Annotated in this window: 24 protein-coding genes; 7 read left to right on the top strand and 17 right to left on the bottom strand. The window is 66.5% G+C overall.

The features are described 5' to 3' along the window. The first annotated feature begins 161 nt into the window (after window positions 1-161). Window positions 162-1,442 carry a type II restriction endonuclease gene (locus J2X45_RS19120; protein WP_310218097.1) on the top strand — a complete coding sequence of 427 codons (1,281 nt, stop codon included), beginning with the start codon at window positions 162-164 and terminating at the stop codon, window positions 1,440-1,442. Here the strand turns inward: J2X45_RS19120 and J2X45_RS19115 are convergent. From J2X45_RS19115 to J2X45_RS19100, 4 genes are read right to left on the bottom strand one after another with little or no spacing between them, the layout of a single operon-like run. After that, window positions 1,439-2,017 (bottom strand): RNA polymerase sigma factor, encoded by a 579-nt coding sequence (locus J2X45_RS19115; RefSeq protein WP_099504357.1) that lies wholly within the window; start codon window positions 2,015-2,017, stop codon window positions 1,439-1,441. The two genes, J2X45_RS19120 and J2X45_RS19115, sit on opposite strands and share 4 nt — an antisense overlap. Continuing rightward, window positions 2,014-2,454, bottom strand: coding sequence for a Spy/CpxP family protein refolding chaperone (locus J2X45_RS19110; RefSeq protein ID WP_099504355.1), 441 nt, complete (start codon window positions 2,452-2,454; stop codon window positions 2,014-2,016). The genes J2X45_RS19115 and J2X45_RS19110 overlap by 4 nt, the downstream gene beginning before the upstream one ends. Continuing rightward, window positions 2,451-2,744 carry a hypothetical protein gene (locus J2X45_RS19105; protein WP_099504353.1) on the bottom strand — a complete coding sequence of 98 codons (294 nt, stop codon included), beginning with the start codon at window positions 2,742-2,744 and terminating at the stop codon, window positions 2,451-2,453. Before J2X45_RS19105 ends, J2X45_RS19110 begins: the two co-directional genes overlap by 4 nt. A 34-nt stretch (window positions 2,745-2,778) precedes the next feature. Next, entirely contained in the window at window positions 2,779-3,270 is a 492-nt protein-coding gene (locus tag J2X45_RS19100; protein WP_310218093.1) for a DUF305 domain-containing protein, read from the bottom strand. A 323-nt stretch (window positions 3,271-3,593) separates the two neighbouring features. Here J2X45_RS19100 and J2X45_RS19095 point away from each other — a divergent pair, with 323 nt between their 5' ends. From J2X45_RS19095 to J2X45_RS19085, 3 genes are read left to right on the top strand one after another with little or no spacing between them, the layout of a single operon-like run. Continuing rightward, a complete protein-coding gene (locus J2X45_RS19095; protein WP_310218091.1) occupies window positions 3,594-6,083 on the top strand; it encodes a heavy metal translocating P-type ATPase in 2,490 nt (829 codons plus the stop codon). Then, entirely contained in the window at window positions 6,080-6,511 is a 432-nt protein-coding gene (cueR, locus tag J2X45_RS19090; protein ID WP_099504347.1) for a Cu(I)-responsive transcriptional regulator, read from the top strand. The genes J2X45_RS19095 and cueR overlap by 4 nt, the downstream gene beginning before the upstream one ends. Further along, window positions 6,508-6,930: a hypothetical protein gene (locus tag J2X45_RS19085; RefSeq protein WP_099504345.1), complete on the top strand. Its 423-nt coding sequence runs from the start codon at window positions 6,508-6,510 to the stop codon at window positions 6,928-6,930. Before cueR ends, J2X45_RS19085 begins: the two co-directional genes overlap by 4 nt. Window positions 6,931-6,953: 23 nt before the next feature. Here the strand turns inward: J2X45_RS19085 and J2X45_RS19080 are convergent, their stop codons facing one another. After that, on the bottom strand, window positions 6,954-7,310 hold the full coding sequence (locus tag J2X45_RS19080) for a copper-binding protein (RefSeq protein ID WP_099504343.1): 357 nt from the start codon (window positions 7,308-7,310) through the stop codon (window positions 6,954-6,956). Between the two features lie 170 nt (window positions 7,311-7,480). Between J2X45_RS19080 and J2X45_RS19075 the strand changes: the two genes are divergently transcribed. Next, window positions 7,481-7,678, top strand: a complete 198-nt coding sequence (locus J2X45_RS19075; RefSeq protein WP_099504341.1) for a heavy-metal-associated domain-containing protein — start codon at window positions 7,481-7,483, stop codon at window positions 7,676-7,678. 42 nt (window positions 7,679-7,720) lie between these two features. Here the strand turns inward: J2X45_RS19075 and J2X45_RS19070 are convergent, their stop codons facing one another. The 12 genes from J2X45_RS19070 to J2X45_RS19015 form a co-directional block, all read right to left on the bottom strand. Continuing rightward, on the bottom strand, window positions 7,721-10,852 hold the full coding sequence (locus J2X45_RS19070; protein WP_310218086.1) for an efflux RND transporter permease subunit: 3,132 nt from the start codon (window positions 10,850-10,852) through the stop codon (window positions 7,721-7,723). Then, window positions 10,849-12,153 carry an efflux RND transporter periplasmic adaptor subunit gene (locus J2X45_RS19065; protein WP_310218083.1) on the bottom strand — a complete coding sequence of 435 codons (1,305 nt, stop codon included), beginning with the start codon at window positions 12,151-12,153 and terminating at the stop codon, window positions 10,849-10,851. The genes J2X45_RS19070 and J2X45_RS19065 overlap by 4 nt, the downstream gene beginning before the upstream one ends. Then, on the bottom strand, window positions 12,154-12,288 hold the full coding sequence (locus J2X45_RS19060; RefSeq protein WP_310218082.1) for a heavy metal-binding domain-containing protein: 135 nt from the start codon (window positions 12,286-12,288) through the stop codon (window positions 12,154-12,156). Window positions 12,289-12,372: 84 nt separating this feature from the next. Continuing rightward, window positions 12,373-13,593 (bottom strand): TolC family protein, encoded by a 1,221-nt coding sequence (locus J2X45_RS19055; protein WP_310218079.1) that lies wholly within the window; start codon window positions 13,591-13,593, stop codon window positions 12,373-12,375. 141 nt (window positions 13,594-13,734) lie between these two features. Continuing rightward, a complete protein-coding gene (locus J2X45_RS19050) occupies window positions 13,735-13,971 on the bottom strand; it encodes a hypothetical protein (RefSeq protein ID WP_099504444.1) in 237 nt (78 codons plus the stop codon). 123 nt (window positions 13,972-14,094) lie between these two features. Beyond that, window positions 14,095-14,463, bottom strand: coding sequence for a hypothetical protein (locus J2X45_RS19045; protein WP_099504332.1), 369 nt, complete (start codon window positions 14,461-14,463; stop codon window positions 14,095-14,097). Between the two features lie 73 nt (window positions 14,464-14,536). Further along, entirely contained in the window at window positions 14,537-15,466 is a 930-nt protein-coding gene (copD, locus tag J2X45_RS19040) for a copper homeostasis membrane protein CopD (RefSeq protein WP_099504330.1), read from the bottom strand. Between the two features lie 4 nt (window positions 15,467-15,470). Then, window positions 15,471-15,839: a copper homeostasis periplasmic binding protein CopC gene (gene copC / locus J2X45_RS19035; RefSeq protein ID WP_099504328.1), complete on the bottom strand. Its 369-nt coding sequence runs from the start codon at window positions 15,837-15,839 to the stop codon at window positions 15,471-15,473. 102 nt (window positions 15,840-15,941) lie between these two features. Further along, a complete protein-coding gene (locus J2X45_RS19030) occupies window positions 15,942-16,421 on the bottom strand; it encodes a DUF411 domain-containing protein (protein ID WP_246841999.1) in 480 nt (159 codons plus the stop codon). Window positions 16,422-16,452: 31 nt separating this feature from the next. Further along, on the bottom strand, window positions 16,453-16,947 hold the full coding sequence (locus tag J2X45_RS19025; RefSeq protein WP_310218070.1) for a nuclear transport factor 2 family protein: 495 nt from the start codon (window positions 16,945-16,947) through the stop codon (window positions 16,453-16,455). 34 nt (window positions 16,948-16,981) lie between these two features. Beyond that, window positions 16,982-18,058 carry a copper resistance protein B gene (locus J2X45_RS19020; RefSeq protein WP_310218067.1) on the bottom strand — a complete coding sequence of 359 codons (1,077 nt, stop codon included), beginning with the start codon at window positions 18,056-18,058 and terminating at the stop codon, window positions 16,982-16,984. Continuing rightward, entirely contained in the window at window positions 18,055-19,872 is a 1,818-nt protein-coding gene (locus J2X45_RS19015) for a copper resistance system multicopper oxidase (RefSeq protein ID WP_099504322.1), read from the bottom strand. The genes J2X45_RS19020 and J2X45_RS19015 overlap by 4 nt, the downstream gene beginning before the upstream one ends. Before the next feature lie 221 nt (window positions 19,873-20,093). Between J2X45_RS19015 and J2X45_RS19010 the strand changes: the two genes are divergently transcribed. Both J2X45_RS19010 and J2X45_RS19005 read left to right on the top strand, forming a co-directional pair. Then, window positions 20,094-21,263 (top strand): acyltransferase, encoded by a 1,170-nt coding sequence (locus J2X45_RS19010; protein WP_310218061.1) that lies wholly within the window; start codon window positions 20,094-20,096, stop codon window positions 21,261-21,263. A gap of 175 nt (window positions 21,264-21,438) precedes the next feature. Further along, window positions 21,439-21,727: helix-turn-helix domain-containing protein (locus J2X45_RS19005; protein WP_310218058.1), on the top strand; the 289-nt coding region annotated here is incomplete at its 3' end.

Raw genomic sequence — 21,727 nt, 5'->3', positions numbered from 1 at the left:
ATAAAGATTCCAATGATGGGAAGGGTGATGCTAGGATAAATTCATCGTTCCTTGCTCTCGACCAGACAACGGCGAATGAGCGGGCAAGGTCGCCAGCGTCTTGACTTGGAAAGCAAGGCAGGGCCGCCTATTGACCAAGGGTGTAGGCGGGGGAATCTGGATTGTCTGACGATTTGATGCGCGACCTCCTGCGGCGTTGGCGCGAAGACCCCCGAGGCGCCTATCGAACCTGGTTTCTCTGGGAGGATCGGATCAAGAACTTCCGCTCCATCCGGCGTGGCGTGCAGCAAGTCGCCGAAGAGATCGCCGATGGCCGGTTCGGCGTGGCCTATCGGGGCTCCTCCCTTGAAACCGTGGTCCATTCGATCGCCGAGCAACGCCAAGTCTTCAAAGGCGCGGATCATGCCTTCCTCTGGAAGCCCAAGCTTCGCATCCCCGATATCTACGAGCATCCCAGCAACCAGCGGGCCTTCGGGCGCCTGCTGGACGCCTGCGTCTGCTGCGACACCGCCGAGCATGTGCTGGCCGAGATTCACCGCATCGACGCCCTGCAAATAAAAGGGCTGGGACCTGCGGTCGCCAACATCCTCTACTTCCTGCACCCGACGATCGCCCCGCCGTTCAACACCGCGATCGTGCGCGGCTACAACGCTCTGTTCGGCGCGAACGTGAAGCTGGGACGTTGGGAGCAGTATCTGGCCATGCGGCAGGGCCTGATGGCCTTCAACGCCAAGCATCGCGATCTGTTGTCCAACGATCTGGGCGCGGTCGCGGCCTTCTGCTTCGATATCGGCATGGGTCTCTACGCGCCACCGCCACGCCAAGACGATGAGGCCGCCCTTGCGTCCTGGCGCCAGGACCTTGCCAAGGTCCGGCAGGCGGCCGTGCTCAAGCCTACCTCAGAGCAGGACGAGCGCACCCACACCCAAGTCCAAGGTTGGCTGCGCGATCTGGGCCTGGCGCTGGGATACAAGGTGTTCATCGCTCAGAACGACCAGGGACGTCTCTATGAGGACGGAAAGCTGGGCGAAGGATGTATGGCGCGCTTGGGCCCCAAGCTCGAATCCGCTGCTGGCGCGGACGCCGTGCGATTGATCGACGTGCTGTGGTTGTCCGACCCCGACAGCATCATCGCCGCTTTCGAGGTCGAGCATAGCACTTCGATCTATTCGGGTATCGTGCGCATGCTCGACTTGGCGCTCGGCGGCGCGGCCGACAGTCTGCACGCCCTCTATCTGGTCGCCCCCGACAAGCGCGAAGCCGACGTCCGAGCGCAGATCGCTCGTCCAGCCTTCAGCCGGATCGGTGATCTTTCGGTCCGCTATCTGCCCTACGGCGAACTGGAAAAGCACCGCGAGGCGATGGGGCGATTTGGCGCGGGCATCCGGGCGTTGGAGACGGTGTCTCACAGGCTCACGTCCGGTGAGGGGCCGTTGGCCTAACGATCGCGGAAGGCTTCAGGGTCTAACGTTGTCGCCAGGGTCTTGCGGGCGCGGTAGATTCGGGTTTCGACGGCTTTGGCTGTGACGCCCAGGATGGCGGCGGCCTCCTCATGGGACAGGCCCTCGAAAGCGGTGAGCACAAGCGGAGCCTTCAAGGCGTCGGGAAGTTTCGCAACCGCCTGCTCCAACAGGCCCATGGTTTGGCGTTGGCGCAACTGGTCGTCGGCCGCGAGGCCTGGATCGACCGCACGGGCCAGCGCATCGTCCGGCGCGACGGAGCCGAAGAAGAAGCGACGCACAGCCATCTTGCGCCCGCGGTCGCGGGCCTTGTTGATGGCGATGGTGCGCAGCCAGGGACCGAAAGCGCGCGCGGGATCGTAGCGGCCCAGCGCCGCCCAGGCCGCAACGAACGCCTCATGCACGGCCTCATACGCTTCGTCGGCATCGCCGGTGTAGCGTCGCAGCAATCGGTAGAGGGCTTCCTTGTGTCGACCAACCAGAAGCGCGAACGCGCGCTCGTCGCCCTTCGCGGCTTGACCCGCGAGCACCTCGTCGGTTGGCGTCGCCGCGGTCACTGCGCCTGTTCGGTAAGGTTCTTGACGACTGTATCGTCGAAACGCGCGGCTTGCTGCGGAGTGAGCACAGCGCGCATGGCGATCACATGCTGAATGCTTTCCTTTTGCAAAGCGCCCATCGCCATGTGGAAGCGATCAATCGCTGCCTGCACCTTGGGCGTATAGCTGTGCTGTTCCTGGATGGCCTGGGCCAGCTCGGCGTTGGCGGCCCGCATCTCCGCTTCCAGCGCCTTGCGCCTTGCCGCGTACTGACGCTCCAAGCCGTCGATGCGCTGCTCTTGGTCGGGCGTCAGATCGAGTTTCTCGTGAACCATCTGGTGCAGCGGCGTGGCGTGATGCATGCGGCGAACGACATATTGCCCACCGGCCCAAGCGCCTATCGCGGCGGCGAGGGTCGATAGCACCAGCGTAAGGACGATACTGCGGGTGATGCTCACCGGTCGCCCTCTAGCAGGGTCGATGGCGCGAGGTGAGCCGAGACATCGAAGGTGCTCAGTTGCTGTGGCGCCGACACCGTGCTGGCGGCCGCCAGGCCCCCGGCGGTGACGCCGATCGCCAGGGCCAGACCGATCGAGGCGACGCGGACGGGCGCCAAGGCGGCGCCGGTCTTCAGGTCCGCGCTCCGGCGCGCGATACCGCGCGCCACGTCCCATTCCAGACCGTCCAACGAGCGGTCGAGCGGCTGAGCCGCTAACCTGTCGATGAGATCATCGATATTCAAAGTCATGCTCGGTCCTTCGCCCCCGGAGGTGTCCCGCTGACTATACGCGGCAGAACCCCTTATCCCGCAAGTATGGACCGCGCGAAACCGACGCGCGACGCCAAGGGCGTCGTCGCCGGTCTTCGCCAAGTCGCGACGTTAGCCGCCGTGCTTGCGGACAAAGGCCTCCAGGTCGGCCTTGGCTTTGGTGTTCTCGTCGATCGTCATCTGCGCCATGCGTTTGGCGTCTGCATCGCCGCCGTGCTTGAGCAGCGATTTGGCTCATATCGATAGCTCCTTGGTGGTGCGCGATCATCTTCTTAGCCCACAGCAGGTCGAAGTCGGACGCCTTGGCCGCCATCATCGCCTTGCTCATTCGCATCTCGTCCATCTTCAGGGCGTCACGGCCCATTTGCGCGTGGCCCTTCATGCCGCCCTTGGACATGTCCATGCCCTTCATGTCGTGGCCGGCCATGGACTGAGCCGAAGCGCCTGCGACGCCGGCGGCGCTCAGGAGGCTCACCGCGTAAACTGCGATTAGAATCTTGCGCATCTCTATTGCCCTTCAGATTGTTGAGCGGCCTTGCGCGCCTAAATTGGCGCTCGCCGTCAGACTAAAACAGCGTTTGCGCGTATTCGTTGCCTCTACGATATTATAGCTCACCAACGGACGTTCCAATCATTGTAACGATGGAGGCCCGAAGCGCGCACGACTTGTCGTTTGCTGCTCCAACTCTCGATTCATCACCAACAAACCTTCCGATTAGGGGAGGGCTTGGGTCCGCACGTATTTCCTACTGACGCCGACGACAAGGCCTTGACCTTCCTATGATGGGAAGCCTCACAAAGCCGGGCATCGACAAGAGGAGAGCGCCGATGCCCGACCAAATTCTCAAGACACTCGACCTGCCCGTGCTTGGGATGACCTGCGCGTCGTGCGTGCGGCGGGTCGAACAGGCGGTCTTGGCGACGCCGGGCGTGCGCGCCGCTACGGTCAATCTCGCAGCGCAACGGCTGCATGTCGAAGGCGGCGACCCTCTCGCGATCGGCGCCGCGATCCGCCAGGCCGGCTATGATCTCACCCCTCAGACGATCGAACTTCGCATCGACGGCATGACCTGCGCGTCCTGCGTCTCGCGCGTCGAAAAGGCCTTGCTTAAGGTCTCGGGCGTCGAGCGCGCCGTCGTCAATTTGGCCACCGAACGCGCCAGCGTCGGCGGTGCGCGCGGAATGCTCGATCCCGACGCGCTGATCGGATCCGTTGCCGAGGCCGGATACGCAGCGAGCCTGGTGCAAGACACCGAAGCTGGCGCTGACGACGAGGAAGCCCAGGCGCGCGAGACCGAGATCGCCGACCTCAAGCGTGCTGTCGTGATCGCCGCCGTTGCCACCGCGCCACTTTTCCTGGTCGAGATGGCCCGGCACTTCATTCCCGGTGCTCACCATCTATTGGCCGCGACGGTTGGTGAACAGGCCTGGCGGCTGATCAGCCTAGGGCTTGCCAGCGTTGTCCTGTTCGGACCCGGGCTGCGCTTCTATCGCAAGGGTGTGCCAAATCTGCTGCGCCTGACACCCGACATGAACAGCCTGGTCGTGCTGGGCGCGAGCGCCGCTTTTGCCTATTCGCTGGTCGCCACCTTCGCGCCGGGCGCGTTGCCGGCCGGCACGGACGGCGTCTATTACGAGGCTGCGGCCGTCATCGTCACCTTGATCCTGGTCGGACGCTGGTTCGAAGCTCGGGCCAAGGGCGCGACGAGCCAAGCCATCAAGCGATTGATGACCTTGCAAGCCAAGACAGCGCGGGTCGAACGCGGCGGTCAGGCGGTCGAGATCGCGATCGGCGAGGTTGTTCCCGGCGACCTGGTCCTGATCCGTCCCGGCGAGCGGATCCCGGTCGATGGGGTCGTCGAGGAGGGCGTGTCGTTCGTCGACGAGGCGATGATCACCGGCGAGCCGATCCCGGTGGAAAAGACGGTCGGCGCAAGCGTGGTTGGCGGCACGGTCAACACCACCGGCGCCATGCGGTTCAAGGCCACCAAGGTCGGCGGCGATACCCTACTCGCCCAGATCGTACGCATGGTGCAGGCCGCGCAGTGCTCCAAGCTCCCGATCCAGGCCCTCGTCGACAAGATCACGGCTTGGTTTGTGCCCGCCGTCATCGTCGTGGCCGTCGCGACCTTCCTGGCCTGGCTGGTGTTGGGCCCGCCGCCCGCTCTGGGCCTGGCGCTGGTCCACGCGGTGGCGGTGCTAATCATCGCCTGTCCGTGCGCCATGGGCCTGGCCACGCCGACCTCGATCATGGTCGGCACCGGCAGGGCCGCCGAACTAGGCGTCCTGTTCCGCCGTGGAGAAGCCCTCCAGGCTCTGCAGGAGGCGAAGGTTGTGGCTCTGGACAAGACTGGCACCCTGACCAAGGGGCGTCCGGAATTGACCGACCTGATCGTCGCGGACGGGTTTGCCCGCGGCGAGGTCCTGAGCCTGGCTGCGGCGGTCGAGGCGCGCTCGGAGCACCCGATCGCTCAGGCCATCGTCAGCGCGGCCAAGGCCGAAGGGGCAGCGCCTGGCCCACTGCGTGACTTTGCTTCGACCCCAGGGTTTGGCGCGCAGGGGATCGTGGCAGGGAGCCGCGTTGAGGTTGGCGCGGATCGCTACATGCTGCGCCTAGCGCTGGACGTCGAGCCTTTCGCCGAGGAAGCCGCCCGTTTGGGCGACGCCGGCAAGAGTCCGCTCTATGTGGCGATCGACGGGCGTCTGGCGGCGGTTCTGGCGGTGGCCGATCCCATTCGCGAGACCACGCCCGCCGCCATCGCCGCCCTGCACGCCCAAGGCCTGAAGGTGGCGATGGTCACCGGCGACAACCGGCGCACCGCCGACGCGGTCGCCAGGATACTGGGGATCGACGAGGTCGTGGCCGAGGTGCTTCCTCAGGGCAAGACCGAGGCGATCGGGGCCTTGCGCTCCCGGTATGGCCCAACGGCCTTCGTCGGCGACGGCGTCAACGACGCGCCGGCCTTGGCCAGCGCCGATGTCGGCCTGGCCATGGGGCAGGGAACCGACATCGCCATCGAGAGCGCCGACGTCGTGCTGATGGGCGGGGATCTGCGCGGCGTCGTCAACGCCCTGGCGCTCAGTCGCGCGACCTTGCGCAACATCCGCCAGAACCTGGCCTGGGCCTTTGGCTACAACGTGATCCTGATCCCCGTGGCGGCGGGGGCGTTGGCGCCGGCCCTTGGCCTGTCGCTTTCGCCGATGGTGGCGGCCGGCGCGATGGCCTTGTCCAGCGTCAGCGTGCTGTTCAACGCCTTGCGTCTGCGCGCCTTCACCTCGCCCCTGCCTGCAGCCAAGCCAAGGACGCCCCCCAAATGAACATCGGACAGGCTGCCAAGGCGTCCGGGGTCTCGGCCAAAATGATCCGCTACTACGAGCAGATCAAACTGATCACGCCGGCCGGCCGCACCGACAGCAACTATCGCAGCTTCAGCGAGCGTGAGGTCAACGAGCTGCGGTTCATTCGTCGCGCCCGTTCGCTCGGGTTTTCGGTCGAGGAGATCGCCCACCTGTTGTCGCTGTGGCGTGACCGTGTCCGCCCAAGCCGCGAGGTCAAGGCGATTGCCGATGGTCATGTGCGGGCGCTGGAGGCCAAAATCGCCGAAATGCGGGCCATGGCTGACACTCTGCGCGACCTCTCGCGCGACTGCGCGGGCGACGAGCGGCCTGACTGTCCGATCCTGGCCGACCTTGGCTCCGGCCAACCGCCCCGGCGCGAGCCGGCCCCGGCGCGGGGCTTCCGTTGAATTGGCGGCTGGCCTTGGTGTTGGGCGCTGGCCTGATCGCGGCTCCGCTCGCCGTAGAGGCCGCCGACTACAGGTTCGAAGTCGCCTCACCGAGCTTAACCCGCGGGATCGCGACGACCGTTCTGGTAAAGGTCAGCCCCGTCGAGCCGGGCCGCATCATGCCCGCGTTCTCGGCGCGAGACGCCACTGTGAGCACGACCGGCTCGGCGGTGTTTCCAGCCTTTTTCGAGCCGTCGCTCGACTATGGATTACTACGCTTTCGGGCCGATTTTCCGACCAGCGGCGACTGGGTCCTGGCCTTCATCCTTCAGCCCGTCGGTGAGCCCGCAAAAGCCGCGAGCGTCAACCTCAAGGTCGTCGACCCCTCGCGCACCTTGCAGCCGTCGCAGGTCAACGGACCCGTTCGCCCGCCGCGTTAAAGAGCGGCCGAACGGGTTGAGGGCTACTTTGCCGACATCGCCACGACTTCGGCCGAAGCGCCCATCGGCTTAAGCTTGAAGGTCACGGCTTGGCCGACCTTGAAGGGCTTCAGAAGGGCGGGGGCGGCCTTGAACTTCATGGTCATGGCGGGCCATTTGAGCGCCGGGATCGGTTGGTGCTGCAGGGTGACCGTGCCGCCAGCCGCGTCGATGCCCTTGATCACTCCTTGGCCGTCGGCCGTCTTGGTCGCCGCCGGAGCGTCATGCTTCATGCCCGCCATATCGTCCATCTTCATGTCGCCCATCTTCATGTCGGCTTGAGCCAGGGCAGGTCCCGTGAGCGCCAAGGCCAAGGCACCGGCGGCGAGAAAGGTCTTCATCGAATTATGTCTCCTGTCGGGGCGGATGGGCCGGGGAGGGCCGACCTACGCCAGGAAGATACGCGTCAACCCAAGGCGATCCCTCAGCCACGATTTCCCATCAGCGGCTCTTGACCTTGCCATGATGGGAAGGCCCATCTGTTGCAGCGAAGTCGAACAAGGAACGCCAGATGCTTCGCTACACCATCGAAAACATGACCTGCGGCCATTGCGTCGCAACTGTCACTAAAGCCGTACAAGGCGTTGACGCCAACGCGATCGTTCGCGCCGACGTAGCCGGCCGAAGTCTCGAAATCGACACCGGCGCGACCTCGGAGATCGTCTCCGCCGCCGTCGCGGCGGCGGGCTACCGTGTGACGCCTGCCTGAGGCGAGAGGGCGGGCGTAGATCGCGCCCGCCCTCCCTCTGACCTAGATGCCGTGACGCGGGCGCCGCCGACGCTCGATCAACAGATAGGCGGCCGGCACCACAAACATCGACAGCAGCGGCGCGCTGAGCATTCCGCCGATCATCGGCGCAGCGATCCGGCTCATCACTTCGGAGCCGGCGCCGTGGCCGATCAGGATCGGGATCAGGCCCGCCAGGATCACCGCCACGGTCATGGCCTTGGGCCTGACCCGCAACAAGGCGCCCTCGCGGATCGCTTGGCTGAGGTCGGCGTCGCTCAGAACACCCTGGCGCTCCGCCAGGGCCTGCTTGAGATAGATCAGCATCACCACCCCGAACTCGGCCGAGACGCCGGCCAGGGCGATGAAGCCGACGCCAGTGGCCACCGACTGATTGAAGCCCAGTAAGTAGAGCGCCCAGAAACCGCCGGTCAGGGCGAAGGGCAGGGCGCCCATGATCAGGGCCGCCTCGTCGAACCGGCGGAAGGTCAGGTAGAGCAGCACGAAGATGATCAGCAGCGTCGCCGGCACGACAATCTTCAGCCGCTCGACCGCCCGCCGCAGATATTCGAACTGCCCCGAATAGCTGATGGTCACCCCGGCGACCGGCTTGATGTCCTTGGCCACCGCCCGCTGCAGATCGGCGACGACGGATGACAGGTCGCGCCCGCGCACATCGACATAGACGAAGGTGGTCGGCCGCCCGTTCTCGCTCTTGAGCATCGGCGGCCCCTCGCTGATCGCCACCTGGGCCACCGTGCTTAGGGTGATCTGCTGCAGCGATGGGGTGAGGATCGGCAGGACCCGCAGGGCTTCGAGATCGCCGCGCACTTCGCGAGGATACCGCACGCTGATCGGATAGCGGGCCAGGCCCTCGACGGTCTCGCCGACCGTCTGGCCGCCGATCGCACCCGAGACGATAGCCTGGACGTCGGCGATGTTGAGGCCGTGGCGGCCAGCGGCGGCTCGGTCGATGCGGACATCGATATAGCGCCCGCCGGTCAGCCGCTCGGCCAGGGCCGAACTGACCCCTGGCACGGTCTTGGCGACTTGGGCGATCTGCTGGGCGACGCGGTCGAGGTCATCAAGGTTCGCGCCCGACACCTTGACCCCGATCGGGCTCTTGATGCCGGTGGCCAGCATGTCGATGCGGTTGCGGATCGGCGGCACCCAGACGTTGGAGAGGCCCGGAACCGCCACCGTGCGGTCCGATTCCTCGACCAGCTTTTCCGGGGTCATGCCGGGGCGCCACTGGTCGCGCGGCTTGAAGCGGATGGTGGTCTCGAACATCTCCAGCGGGGCCGGATCGGTCGCTGACTCCGCGCGGCCGGCCTTACCGAACACGCTGTCGACCTCGGGGACGGTCTTGATCAGCCGATCGGTCTGCTGAAGAAGCGCGCCGGCTTTGGCCGCCGACAAGCCTGGAAGGGCCGATGGCATGTAGAGCAGATCGCCTTCGTTCAGGGTCGGCATGAACTCGCCGCCTAGCCGAGACAGCGGGATCAGGGTGGTGGTGAAGACCAGGGCGCCGATGACCAGCGTGGTGCGCGGACGCCTGAGCACCCAGTCCAGGGCCGGCGCATAGATCGCGCTCAGCAGCCGGTTGATGGGGTTGGCGGTCTCGGCCGGAATCCGGCCACGGATCAGATAGCCCATCAGCACCGGGATCAACGTAATCGACAGAAGGGCCGCGGCGGCCATGGCGTAGGTCTTGGTGAAGGCCAGGGGCGCGAAGAGCCGACCTTCTTGGCCCTGAAGGGTGAAGACCGGGATGAACGAGAAGGTGATGATCAGCAGGCTCAGGAAAAGGGCCGGTCCGACCTCGACGGCGGCGGCGGCGATCTCGTCCCAGCGTTCCTTGTCGCCGATCGTCTGGCCGGGGTGATCGTGCGTCCAGCGCTCGAGATGCTTGTGCGCGTTCTCGATCATCACGACCGCCGCATCGACCATGGCCCCGATGGCGATGGCGATGCCGCCCAGCGACATGATGTTGGCGTTGACCCCCTGGGCGCGCATGACGATAAAGGCGGCCAGCACGCCCAGCGGCAGGGCGATGATCGCCACCAGGGCCGAGCGCAAATGCCAGAGGAAGAGCGCGCAGACCAGGGCGACGACGATGAACTCCTCGAAGAGCTTGGACTTCAGATTGTCGATGGCGCGGTCGATCAGGCCCGAGCGGTCATAGGTGGTGACGATCTCCACGCCTGCCGGCAGGGTGGTCTTGAGGATCTTCAACTTGTCCTGCACGGCCTTGAGGGTGGCGCGGGCGTCCTCGCCCGAGCGCAACACCACCACCCCGCCGGCGACCTCGCCCTGGCCGTTGAGCTCGGCGATCCCCCGGCGCATCTCCGGTCCAATCTGGATCGTGGCGACCTGGCCCAGGGTGATGGGCACGCCGCCGGCCGCGGTCTTGATGGGCACGGCGGCGAAGTCGGCCAGACTGCTCAGATAGCCGCTGGCCCGGACCATGTATTCGGCTTCGGCCATTTCGACGACCGAGCCGCCGGCTTCCTGGTTGGCGCCGTTCAGCGCCTCGACCACGGCTTGGTGGGTGAAGCCGTAGGCCGCCAACTTCTGCGGGTCGAGCACAACCTGGTACTGGCGCACCATGCCGCCGATGCTGGCCACCTCGGCCACCCCCGGCAGGGTCTTCAGCTCATAGCGCACGAACCAGTCCTGCAAGGACCGAAGCTGGCTCAGGTCATGGCGGCCGGTTCGGTCGACCAGAGCATATTCGAAGATCCAGCCCACACCGGTGGCGTCGGGACCCAGCGCCGGGCGGGCCCCGGCCGGAAGCCGGCTTTGGACTTGGCTCAACGACTCCAGGACCCGCGAGCGGGCCCAATAGGGATCGGTTCCGTCGGCGAACAGCACATAGACGAAGCTGTCGCCGAAGAACGAGTAGCCGCGCACGGTCTTGGCGCCCGGCACCGACAACATGGTGGTGGCCAGGGGGTAGGTGATCTGGTCCTCGACCAGGCGCGGAGCCTGGCCCTGGGCCGGCGTGCGGATCACCACCTGCACGTCGGAGAGATCGGGTAGGGCGTCCAGTGGCGTCTCGCGCAGCGCCACAAGCCCGCCGGCCAGCAGGACCAGGGCCCCGAGCAGCACGAAGAACCGGTTGGCCAGCGACCAGCGGATGACGGCGGCGATCAACGGCTTGCCTCCACGCGGTGCAGGCTGCGCACGGCGGGGCCGTCAGGACGTTGTTCGAAGCCGAAAGCCGCCTGATCGCCCGCCTTCAATCCCCGAGCCAGGCTTGGCGGGTCGAGCTTGAAGGTCATCGTCATGGCCGGCCAGCCGATCGCGGGCACGGGGCCGTGGCTCAGGGTGATCGTGTCGGCGGTGATCTCTTCGACCCGTCCCTTCGCCTGCAAGAGCGGCTTGGCGGCGGTGGGGGCGAGCTTCATCATCGACGCGGCCGCTCCCATGGCCGGAGCGGTGGCCGCTTGGTTCGTCAGCGGCCGGGGTTCCAAGCCGGCGAGGCTGGCTTCGGAATCCAGCAGGAACTGGCCGGAGGCCACGACCTGATCACCGGCGCTGAGGCCGGCGAGGATCTCGGTGCGATCGCCGGCCTGGCGACCGACTCTCACCTCGGCGGGCTGATAGCGGCCTCCGGCCTGGGCCAGCATCACTAGGTCGCGCCGCCCGGTGCGGATCACCGCCTCGGTGGGGACGGCGAGGACAGGCGCGGCCTCGCCCCCGACACTGGCGGTGGCAAACATGCCCGGGCGCAGCCTGCCGCCGCGATTGGCCAGCTCGACCCGGACCTGCAGGGTACGGCTGTCGGCCTGGGTGGCTGGGAGGATGGCGCTGACACGGCCGCTAAAGGTCTCACCAGGAAACGCGGGCAGCTGGGCCGAGACCGACTGGCCGATCCTGATCTGCCCGGCCTGGGTCTCAGGCGCCGACAGGGTCAGCCAAACGGTCGCAAGACCGCTGATCTGCGCCAAGCTCTGGCCCGCGGCCAGGCTCATGCCGGCCCGGACATCGAGGGTCTGGATCACCCCGCCGATCGGCGCGCGAACCGTGGACGTCGTCTGGGCCTTGCCGCCGTGTTCGACCGCGGCGATTAGGGATTGGCTCATGCCAAGCAAAGTCAGGCGCGACCGGGCGGCGGCCGTCAGGCGCGGGTCGCCGATGCGGCGCACGGCCAGATATTCGGTCTGCGCGCTCGCCCAATCAGGATTGAACAGGTCAGCGATCGGCGCGCCAGCCGCAACGATGTCGCCGGGGGCATGGCCATAGACGCGCTGGACGAAGCCGGCGGTGCGGGTTTGGACGATAGCCAGGTCACGCTGGTTGAACTCGATCGATCCTGGAATCGTCAAGCCGGAGGCGAGCGACGTCATCTCTGCGCGGGCCAATCGCATGCCCAGAGTCTGAGCGCCGCGCGGATCGACGGCGACGCCGGGCGCGCTAGTCCCAGCGCCCTCGTCCGCGTAGCGGGGGACCAATTACATGTCCATGAACGGCGACTTGCCCGGCTTGTCGAAGCGCTGGGCAGGGACCATCGGATCATACCAGTAGAGGATCTTACGGTCAGGCGCTTCGCCTGCGGCCGGGGCGGGCGCCTTGCGCCACTGGCCCAAACCATAGCCCCCCGGCCGTGGCCAGAAGGGCGATGGCGGCGACGCCCGCGATCAGGGATCGGGTCGAGAGGGTCGTGACGCGGCTCATGACGCGGTTCCGTAGGTCAGGTTGATCTTGGCGCTGTCGCGCGCGACGAGGGCTTGGCGGTCGAGGATCGAAAGCTTGGTCTCGGCCAGGTCGAGCAAGGCGCCGAGCACATCGCTCAAGCTGGCGCGCCCAGCGGCGTAGCTGGCGGTCTCCAGGTCGGCGCGTTGCTGGGCCAGTGGGGCCAAGGTCTCTTGGGCGCGGGCCAACTGTTCGTGGTGCATCTGGTGGTCGGCGAGGTCGGTCTCCAGCGCGGCGAGCAATTGGCGCTCGCCCGCAGCCTTTTGACTTTCGGCCCCCCGGACCCTGGCGCTCTGGGCCGCGATCAGCGGCTCGCGCCGGGCCTGGCCAAACAGCGGCAAGCCGAAGGTCACCCCGACCGACACCATGTCGCCATAGGCGCCGTCGCGCTTCTGGTAGGCGAGATCCCAGCTGGTGTCGGAGTGGGCTTCGGCGCGCGCTTGGGCCAACTGGGCGCCGGCGGTTTGGCGCGCCGCGTCCAGGGCGAGAAGACCAGGATGGTCTGGCAGGCCGGCGCGCAGGGCCTCGGCGTTGATGACAAAGTCCGGAGCCGGCCCGATGGGCTGAGGTCCAGGCTCGCCCGTCCAACGGGTCAGTTCGGCGGCGGCGCGGGCCCTATCGGCTAGCAGTTCGCTTCGTCGATCGGCCAGTGCGGCCAGCTTCTGTTGCGCTTCCAGGGCTTGGCCAGGACGGGCGTCTCCGGCCGTGACGGCGGCGGGCGCGGTGTCGCGCAGCGGTGTGATCGCCCGTTCGACCGCGGCCAGGGCGGCCAGCTTCTGGTCGGTGTAGAACAGGTCGATCCAGGCCAGGGCCGCAGCCACTTGCGTCTCGCGCGCCGTCAAGGCCTGGCGGGCGCCGGCGGTCGTGACTTCCGCCCGGGCCGCCTGACGCGCGGCCTCGCGCTTGGCGGCGCTGGGCCGGTCCTGCATCAGGCCGACGCTGACCATGGTCATGCTGTCGCCGCCAAAGGTCCCGGCCGGTGGACCGGAGATCGGGAAATTGTCCAGGCCGACGCGCAGCTTGGGGTCGGGCAACCTGCCTGCCGCCTTGCCCTGGGACTGGGCCGCCTCGAGGTCGGCCGCCGTCGCGGCCAGGGCGGGCGATTGCAGGGCCAGCTCTTTTGCGGCGTTGAAGGTCAGTGGGCCTGCCTGGGCGGCGTTGGCCAGCCCTAGGCCCGCGAGAAGCAGGATAAGGCGCATGAAGGAGTCCTGTCGGATCGTGCGAACGACGTCGGCGAAAAGGCCAGACGGGATGCCTCGGCGGGGCGTTTGCAGCCGCCCGCCGAGGCCGGCCGTCCAGGCGGCGGGAGGGGATCGCCCGCCACCTGGTTCAGCCGATCCCTAGCCTTGGGGCGAGGCGGCGGCGGGCTGGGCCGCGCCGGGCTTGCGGGGCATCATTCCGCAGTCGGCCGGCATGTCGCAGACGCGGACCGCGGTGCGAAAGACATCCTTGGGGTTGGACGGCGGGGCCCCCGTGCGCGGATGGCTGCAAGCGGGGAAGGTGGCGGCGAGGGCGGCCGAGGCGCCGAAGGTCAGGCCGGCGGCCAGGGCGCCCAGGAGGGCGTGACGCAGAGTCATGGGATCGTTCCTTGAGATCGTGATCTGAAAGCCCGCGAAGGGGCAAGCGACCGCGCCGTTCGGCCGCGTGCGAAGACGCACGACGGCGGGCACGGGAGCGTCAGACCGGCGGTTGGCCGGTCGTCAGATCAGCAATCTGGGAGGCGGGTCTTCCTGGCCCGGATCATGGGTCCGGCCGCTGGTGTTCGACCAGTGCGTCTCGATCCGGTAGGCGATCGGCGAATAGTCGATCGCGCCCTCACCCGGCGCGGCGACAGCCAAGGCGCAACTGGTCGCGCAGGCCCGGGCGCAGTCCTTGGCCGACATCGCCTTGCCATGGTCGCAGCAAGGGTCCTGGGCGGTGTCCGAAGCCGTGGCGGCCGCGGGCATGGCCATGCTCATAGCGCCCATGTCCATGCCCGCCATGTCGCAATCGGCCTGGGCGGCGTTGACCGCCAGCGGGCTAAAAGCGAGGGCCAGGGCGGCCAGGAAAGCGAGCGCATGTCTCAGCATGGCGTCACCATAGCGCCGCCGCCCGCTGGCGTCATCAGGCGTTGACGATGGAAGGAGCGGCGGCCCGCCATGGTCAGAGCGAGGCCGGCGGGGCCAGCGTCCCCAACCAACTGACCAAGATCAGAACCGAGAGGCCGGCGGCCGACTCCACCAGCAGGCTTCGCCGCAGGGCCGCCAGCGCTGAGGCGGGGTCGAAGCTGGCGAGCGCTCGCTGTAGTCGCGGCGTCAGCACGAAGCGATTGAGCGCGGCCAGGCTCAGCATCAGCGCGAAGACGCAGAGCTTGGCCAGGAGCACGGCGCCCCAGGTGGTCGTAGCCGCCGCGAGGATGTGGGCGGGTCCGACCAGGAACCAGCTGTTGATGAGGCCGGTCAGCACCAGCGCGGCCACGACCAGGGAGCCGACGCCGGAAAACCCTTCCAGCGCCCCGTGGAGCGTCCGTACGGCGGCGGCCTCGGCCCGACGCACGCCCAAGACCAGGAGGAGCAGGGCGGCCAAAGCGCCGAGCCAGACCCCGGCGGCCAGGAGGTGGAGGACGTCGGCGGCAAGTTTGAAGAGGCCGGCCGCCCCTTCGCCGTCAGCGCCGTGTCCGCTCCAGGCGAAGCTGGCCAGGGCCACCGCGCCCAGCCCGGCGCTGGCGCGCCAGAGACGGGTCGATGGACGTAAGGTCGCGGCGACTGCCAGGGCCGCCAAGCCCGCGACCGCGCGGGTCACGACCGAGGCGCCGAACTGGGTGCCGGTCGCCACCATGACCAGGGCCTGTGGGTCTAGGGCGTCGGCAAGCGCGCCGGTCATCATCGCCGTCTGAGCCAGTAGCGCCAGGCCAGAGCCGATCGCCGTCAGCAGGCCGGCGATTACGATCAACCCCCTTGTCCCGGCGCTGGTTCGCGCCGCGCCGGGGCCGTCGGCGGGCAGGCCGTAGAGGTAGAAGAGCGGCGCACCAAACAGCATCGCCGTTCCGGCATATTGGACAAGGCGCGCCAGAACGACGAGTGACTCGATCATCGCCTTAGCGGACCGTGAAGCTGTAAGCGCCGTTGATGCGATGGGCGTCGGCGGTGACCGCGCGCCAGCTGACCTTGTACGCGCCCGGCGCAAGCGGCGCGGCCAGGGCGCCGTCGATGACCATCCCGCCCTTGGCGACCTTGATCTTGACCGGCACGGCACCGCCCGAGGCCTTGGCGATTTCGAAGCTGGAGAACTTGGCTTCGAGTTTCTCGCTAAATTTCAGGCTGATCGCCTTGGGGGCGGCGACTGTGGCGTCGGGCGCGGGATTGGCGCTGACCAGCTTGGCGTGGGCTGCGGCCTGGGAAGCGGCGAGCATCAGGCCGCCTGCGGCGATCATCGCCAGGACGGTGGAGGTGGTCTTGGTAGTCATCGGATGTCTCCAAGGTGCGACGCCCCGGTCGCCCACAGATCATACGCACGGCCCGGGCCCTGTCCCTCGCGGCGAAGCGCAAAAATCGGTGTCAGGCGCCGATCAGCCATGGCGGGCGAAAACCCGGGTCGCGCCCTTGGCGTCAAGCAGCAGCAGGGTCGCGTAGGGCTCGGCGACGGCTCCGGGCATTTCCATGCCGGGCGATCCGATCGGCATTCCAGGGACCGCCAGGCCCAACGCTTTGGGGCGTTCTTGCAACAGCCGAAGAATGTCGGACGGCGGTACGTGACCCTCGATGGTGTAGCCGCCGATCCGTGCGGTGTGGCACGAAGACAGGGTGTCGTCGACGCCGTAGGTGGCCCGCACCGGCGTCAGATCGTCCAGCTCGTTGATAGACGGCTTGAGGCCGGCTGCCCTCAAGGCCTCGACCCACTTGGTGCAGCATCCGCAGAACGGGGTCTTGTAGACTTGGATAGCCAGGGGTTCGGCGCCTTGCGCGCAGGCCGCCAGTAGAGTGGCGGCGCCGGCCCCCAGCAGCAGTGCGCGGCGCGCGAGGAGGGGGCGACGGATCAAGCGGGTCACGGGTGGGCTCCGGCAGGGCAGGGGCGATCGACTATTTCGGCTTGGCGGCCCGGGAAGACCAATGGATATGGACAATCTTCCAACCCGCCGGCTCGTGGCGAAGGACCATAGTCTCGGCCGACAGGCGGTCCACCGGCTTGCCGCCGTAGACACCCGTCGTGCGGCTTTCGCTGACGATATAGGCTAGGTCGCCTTGGGCCAGGCCCGACCGTGACAGCGGCGTGCTGGGCACAGCGCGGGTAAAGGCCGCGTCGGCGGCCAAGTGATGGCTGGCATATTCGGCCCGCGATCGCTCCGCGCCGCCCTCCTCAACCACCAGAACGTCGGGCGCCAACAAAGCCAGGGCTTTTTCGGTGTCGCCCGCCGCCAGCGCCGCATGGAAGCCGTCTACGGCCAGGGCTGCGGACTTGGCCGCCGGGGCCAGGCTGTTCGAGGATGCGGTGGCAGGCTTGGCTGGTTCGTGAGCCAGCGCTGTGCCGGTGATCAGCAACAGGCCGGCGCCAAGCGTCGAAAGTAGGTGTTTCATTCTCAGGGTCTCCTGCCGCACGCGGCATATTGGGTCAGAACCAGGCCCGAAGGCCAAACACCAGGCGAGTATCCTCGACATCCTCGCCGGCGGCGCGGCTGTAGTCGGCTGTCTTCCCGAATTTTCGGTCGTAGGTGACGCCGATATAGGGGGCGAACTCCCGGCGGATCTCGTAGCGAAGCCGCAAGCCTAGCTCCGCGCTCGACAGGCCAGAACCTATCCCGGTCGCCGCGTCATTCGAGGCGGCGAGGTTGAACTCCGCGCGCGGCTGCAGGATCAGGCGCTGGGTGATGCGCTGATCGTAGGAGCCTTCCAGCCGCCCAGAGAGATCGCCTCTGTCGGATAGGAAGGCCGCGCCGCTCACCTCGAACCAATAGGGCGCCAGGCCCTCGAATCCGACAGTCGCGTAGGTGCGGGTGGGATTGGGCTCGAAATCATGCCGCACCCCTACCTGCAGATTGAAGTAGGGACCGATCGCGCGGGAATAGAGCGCTTGCAGTTCGGCTTGCTCAAGGCCGTCGCCGACGACGCCTTCGCCTTCGCCTTCGGTCTTGATCACAAGGCGATGGATGTCGCCGCCAAACCATGCCTCGCCTTCCCAGCGATAGCCGTCCTTGCCTGACCCGGGCGCCCACTCGGCGATGTTGGCTATGACCATGGAGCTGCTTATGCCGCCATGCTCACGCCGAAGTTGGCCGCGCGCGGTGGCCATGGCGGCCGGCGAGAACACGCGGTCGGCGGCGTAGTCGATTGGCGCCGCCGGCGGCGGCCCCGTTGGGACCTCCAGATCACCCATTGTTGTGCTGGTCTCTGTTGGCGCCCCCATGTCCATGCCCGGCATGGCGGAATGGTCCATCGTTCCCGCCGACATGTCATGTCCGGCGTGCGGATCGGCTTCGCCGGCTGCGGGCGTCGCTGGCTTCGCGGTCGCTGCAGCGGGGGCCACCTGATGCTGATGAGCCGCCGCTTCTGGCTTGGCAGGTTTGGCGGCCGGCTTGGCCGGCGCGGCGGGCATGGTCATGCCCGGCATCGAGGAATGATCCATGGTCTGGGCCATGGCTGGCCCGGCCAAGGCGAGCGGCAACAGGCTGACTACGACGAGCCGGTTCATGCCGCGCCTCCTTCGAGAGGCCGCACGCTGAACACCTGAAACATGCCCGCGTGCATGTGGTAGAGCATGTGGCAGTGGAAAGCCCAGTCGCCGGGATCGGCAGTGAAGTCCCAAGACACCTTGCCTCCAGGCAGCACGATGACTGTGTGCTTGCGAGGTCCAAATCCGACCGGCGCGTGGGTCAGCTCGAAGAAGTGGCCATGCAGGTGGATCGGGTGGGCCATCATGGTGTCATTGACCAGCGTGACCCGCACCCTTTCGCCCTTGTCGAAGGCGTAGGGCTTGGTCGCGTCGCTGAACTTCTGGCCGTCGAACCCCCACATGAAGCGTTCCATGTTGCCGGTCAGCCGGATCTCCAGGGCCCGGGTCGGGGTCCGGGTGTCGGGATTGGGCGTCAGGGCCAGCAGATCCTTGTAGACCAGGACTCGGTGACCGACGCTTTCCAAGCCCTGGCCAGGCTCACCGGTCCGGTCGATCGGCATCGGTGTAATGGTCTGCACGCCAGGGCCTAGCTTGATCTGAGGCGCGTTCAGCGGGTCGCGCATCGACATCTTCATGCCGCCCATGTCGCCCATGACATCGGAGCCGCGCGGCTTGGGCGCGGCCATGCCAGGAGCGGCAGCCATGGCCGCCATGTCGTGCCCCATGGCGGCATGGTCTATGCCGCCCATGGCGCCTGAGCCGCTCATGTCCATGCTGCTCATGTCCATGCCCATGTCCTTCATGGTGGCCAACGGACGTTCGCGCAGCGGCGGAACTGGGGCGGTCATCCCGGCGCGCGGGGCCAACGTCGCTCTACCCATGCCGGAGCGGTCAACCGCCTCGGCCACCAGGGTGAAGGCCTTGTCCTGCGTCGGTTGGACGATGACGTCGTAGGTCTCGGCATTGCCGATCTGGAACTCATCGACTTCGACCGGCTTCACGGTCTGACCGTCAGCGGCGACCACAGTCAGCTTCAGCCCGGGAATCCGCACGTTGAACATCATCTGGGCGGCCGCGTTGATGAACCGCAGGCGGACCCGCTCGCCGGGCGTAAACAGGCCCGTCCAGTTGTCGGTGGGGCCGTGGCCGTTGACCAGGAACGACATGACCGCGCCAGTGACGTCGGAGATATCGGTGGGGTCCATCCGCCACTTGCCCCACTCCATCCGCTCCTGGAGCGTCTGGTCCTTGCCGGCCATCAGGCTGGAGAGGGTCTGCTTTTGGTAATTGAACACCCCGGCCTGCTGCTTCATGCGCTTGAAGATCAGGTGGGGGTGCATGAAGCTGAAATCGGAGAGCACGATCACATGCTCCCGATCATAGGCGATCGGGTCAGGCTCGGCCGGCTCAATGACGAGGGGGCCGTAGTGACCCTCGGCCTCCTGAAGGCCCGAGTGGCTATGATACCAGTAGGTGCCCGACTGCTTGACCGGGAATTCGTAGACGAAGGTTTCGCCGGGCGGAATGCCGGGAAAGCTGACGCCCGGCACGCCGTCCATTTGGAAGGGAACGAGCAGCCCATGCCAGTGGATCGAGGTCTCCTCATCTAGAGCGTTGGTGACCGAGAGCCGGACGGTCTGACCTTCCTTCAAGCGGATCAGAGGGCCAGGAACGGTGCCGTTGATTGCCACGGCGTGTCCACGCTTACCGTCGATCGTCACCGGCGCATGGCCGATGGTCAGCTTGATGTCCTGACCCGACAGCGTTGGCAGGGTCGAGAGGAGGCCCGGCGTCGCGCTCTGTGCCCAACTGGGAAGAAGAGCGACTGTTGCGAGGCTGGAGCCCAACGCGGCTGCTCCGCGCAACAACTGCCGGCGGTCAAATTGAGTCATCGTCTAAGGTCCTGCGACTGGTCACTAAGATGCAGCTAGGGCGATCTCGTCCCTGTCACTACGTTTCGGTGCGATCTTAGCCCTCGCCGATCCTGATGATTTTTGGCGCGCTCCATTTGCGTCCGTCACTGGCGTGCCGACGACTGGTGGAATTGCGGTTCAATAAGACGATGAGGGTTGACCTGCTCCCCGCGCGTATACGCAGCAGGGCGGGGGCTAGAATGCAAATCGTTGATCAGATTGGGCGTGAAACAACGTCCTTCCCCAACAGTCTACCCGCGCTGACCTCGGTCCGCTTTGTGCTGGCTCTGGGAGTCGTGCTCTTCCACTACCAATTGCAATGGCCCTGGAACGCCATGGCCTCGACGGGCATCTTCAATCGAGCCGGGCTCGGCGTCGACGCCTTCTTCATCTTGTCTGGCTTCGTCCTCACCCATGCCTATCGTCAGGCGCTAGAAGACGGGCAGTTGAACTATCGCCGCTTCTTGGCGGCGCGCTATGCACGTGTTTACCCGGCCCATATCGCCGTTTTGGGGTTCGTGCTGGTGATGGTCGGCGCGGGAACCCTAGTCGGCGCAGAGTTCGATCGACGCCTCTACAATCCCCTCGGCCTGCTCACGACAGTCCTACTGGTGCATGCTTGGCTGCCGGAAACGGTCGTGGCGGCATGGAACGGTCCCTCATGGTCGCTTTCCGCCGAATGGTTCGCCTATCTCGCCTTTCCCGCCTTCGCCTGGATCGGCCTCGTCCTGGCCCGTCGACCCTGGATCCTGCTCGCCCTGTCGGCACTGGTCTTCGTGGCGCTGGATCTGGCCTATCAAGCGGTGTTTGGTGACTTGGTCGTCCACGCGCAACTGAACATGGGCGTGCTGCGGATCATACCCGAGTTTCTCTATGGGATAGGTCTCTACCGGCTGGGACAGCGGGTGCACCTGCCTCGGCCGCACGCGATCGGCGCGGCCTGGCTGTCGGCAATCATTCTGTTGCTGCTGATGCACTTCAAAGCGGACGAGCGGGTAGTGGTGGCCGCAGCCGGACCCTTGGTCCTCAGCCTAGCCCTTCTGTCCAAATCGGGCGCCGATCGCGCGGTCGCCCTGCCGTCGATGTTGGCCGCAGGTGAAGCCTCTTACGCCTTGTACTTGGTGCACATGCCCATCCTGATTGGATGGAAGGGCGTCAACTCCGCTCTGACCCAACGCTCGAGCGCCTACGTGCTGGCGTGGTGGGAGGTGGCCTGCCTGCTCATGCTCACGCTCGTTGCCGCGTTCGCCGTGCATTTCTTTGTCGAGAGACCCGCGCGAACATGGATCCGGCGCTGCGCAGACCGTTTGTGGCCCGCGTCTGGCACAAAGGTAGTCGTAGTCCGCAGTTCTTCGGCGTCTGAAAACTAAGAATCGAGACGGCTTGAAGGTCACCGAACTGACGAGACTGAGCGATCAATCCTTATTTCCGATAATCTTTGTTAGACGATAGACAATTGTAATTCACCGATAGAGATGTCACCCGCCTCACCGTTAGAGATGACACAGTCGCTTCTTTCGGCCTTGGCGTTGAAGGTGGCGGCGGATGACGGTGATCACGATGAGCCGCACAGAGCTCAGCCGGCTGCGTGTCATGATCGATCTGGCGGACGGTCGGACGCGCGTTGAAGACGCCGCAGCGCTAATGGGGTTGCAGCGCCGCCAGGTGTACCGCCTGCTCGACGCCTTCCGCGCCCACGGCCCAGATGCTCTGATTTCTAAGCGCCGTGGCAAGCCGAGCAATCGTGCTCACGGCGCGACCTTTCGCCAGACCTGTTTGGCCATCGTCCGCGAGCGCTACGAGGATTTCGGACCGACTCTAGCGGCCGAGAAGC

This window comes from Caulobacter sp. BE264, from assembly GCF_031457805.1.
In the GTDB taxonomy this organism is placed as follows: Bacteria; Pseudomonadota; Alphaproteobacteria; order Caulobacterales; family Caulobacteraceae; genus Caulobacter.
The sequence above is the reverse complement of the archived record's forward strand: the minus strand, read 5'-3'. Positions and strand labels throughout refer to the sequence as shown.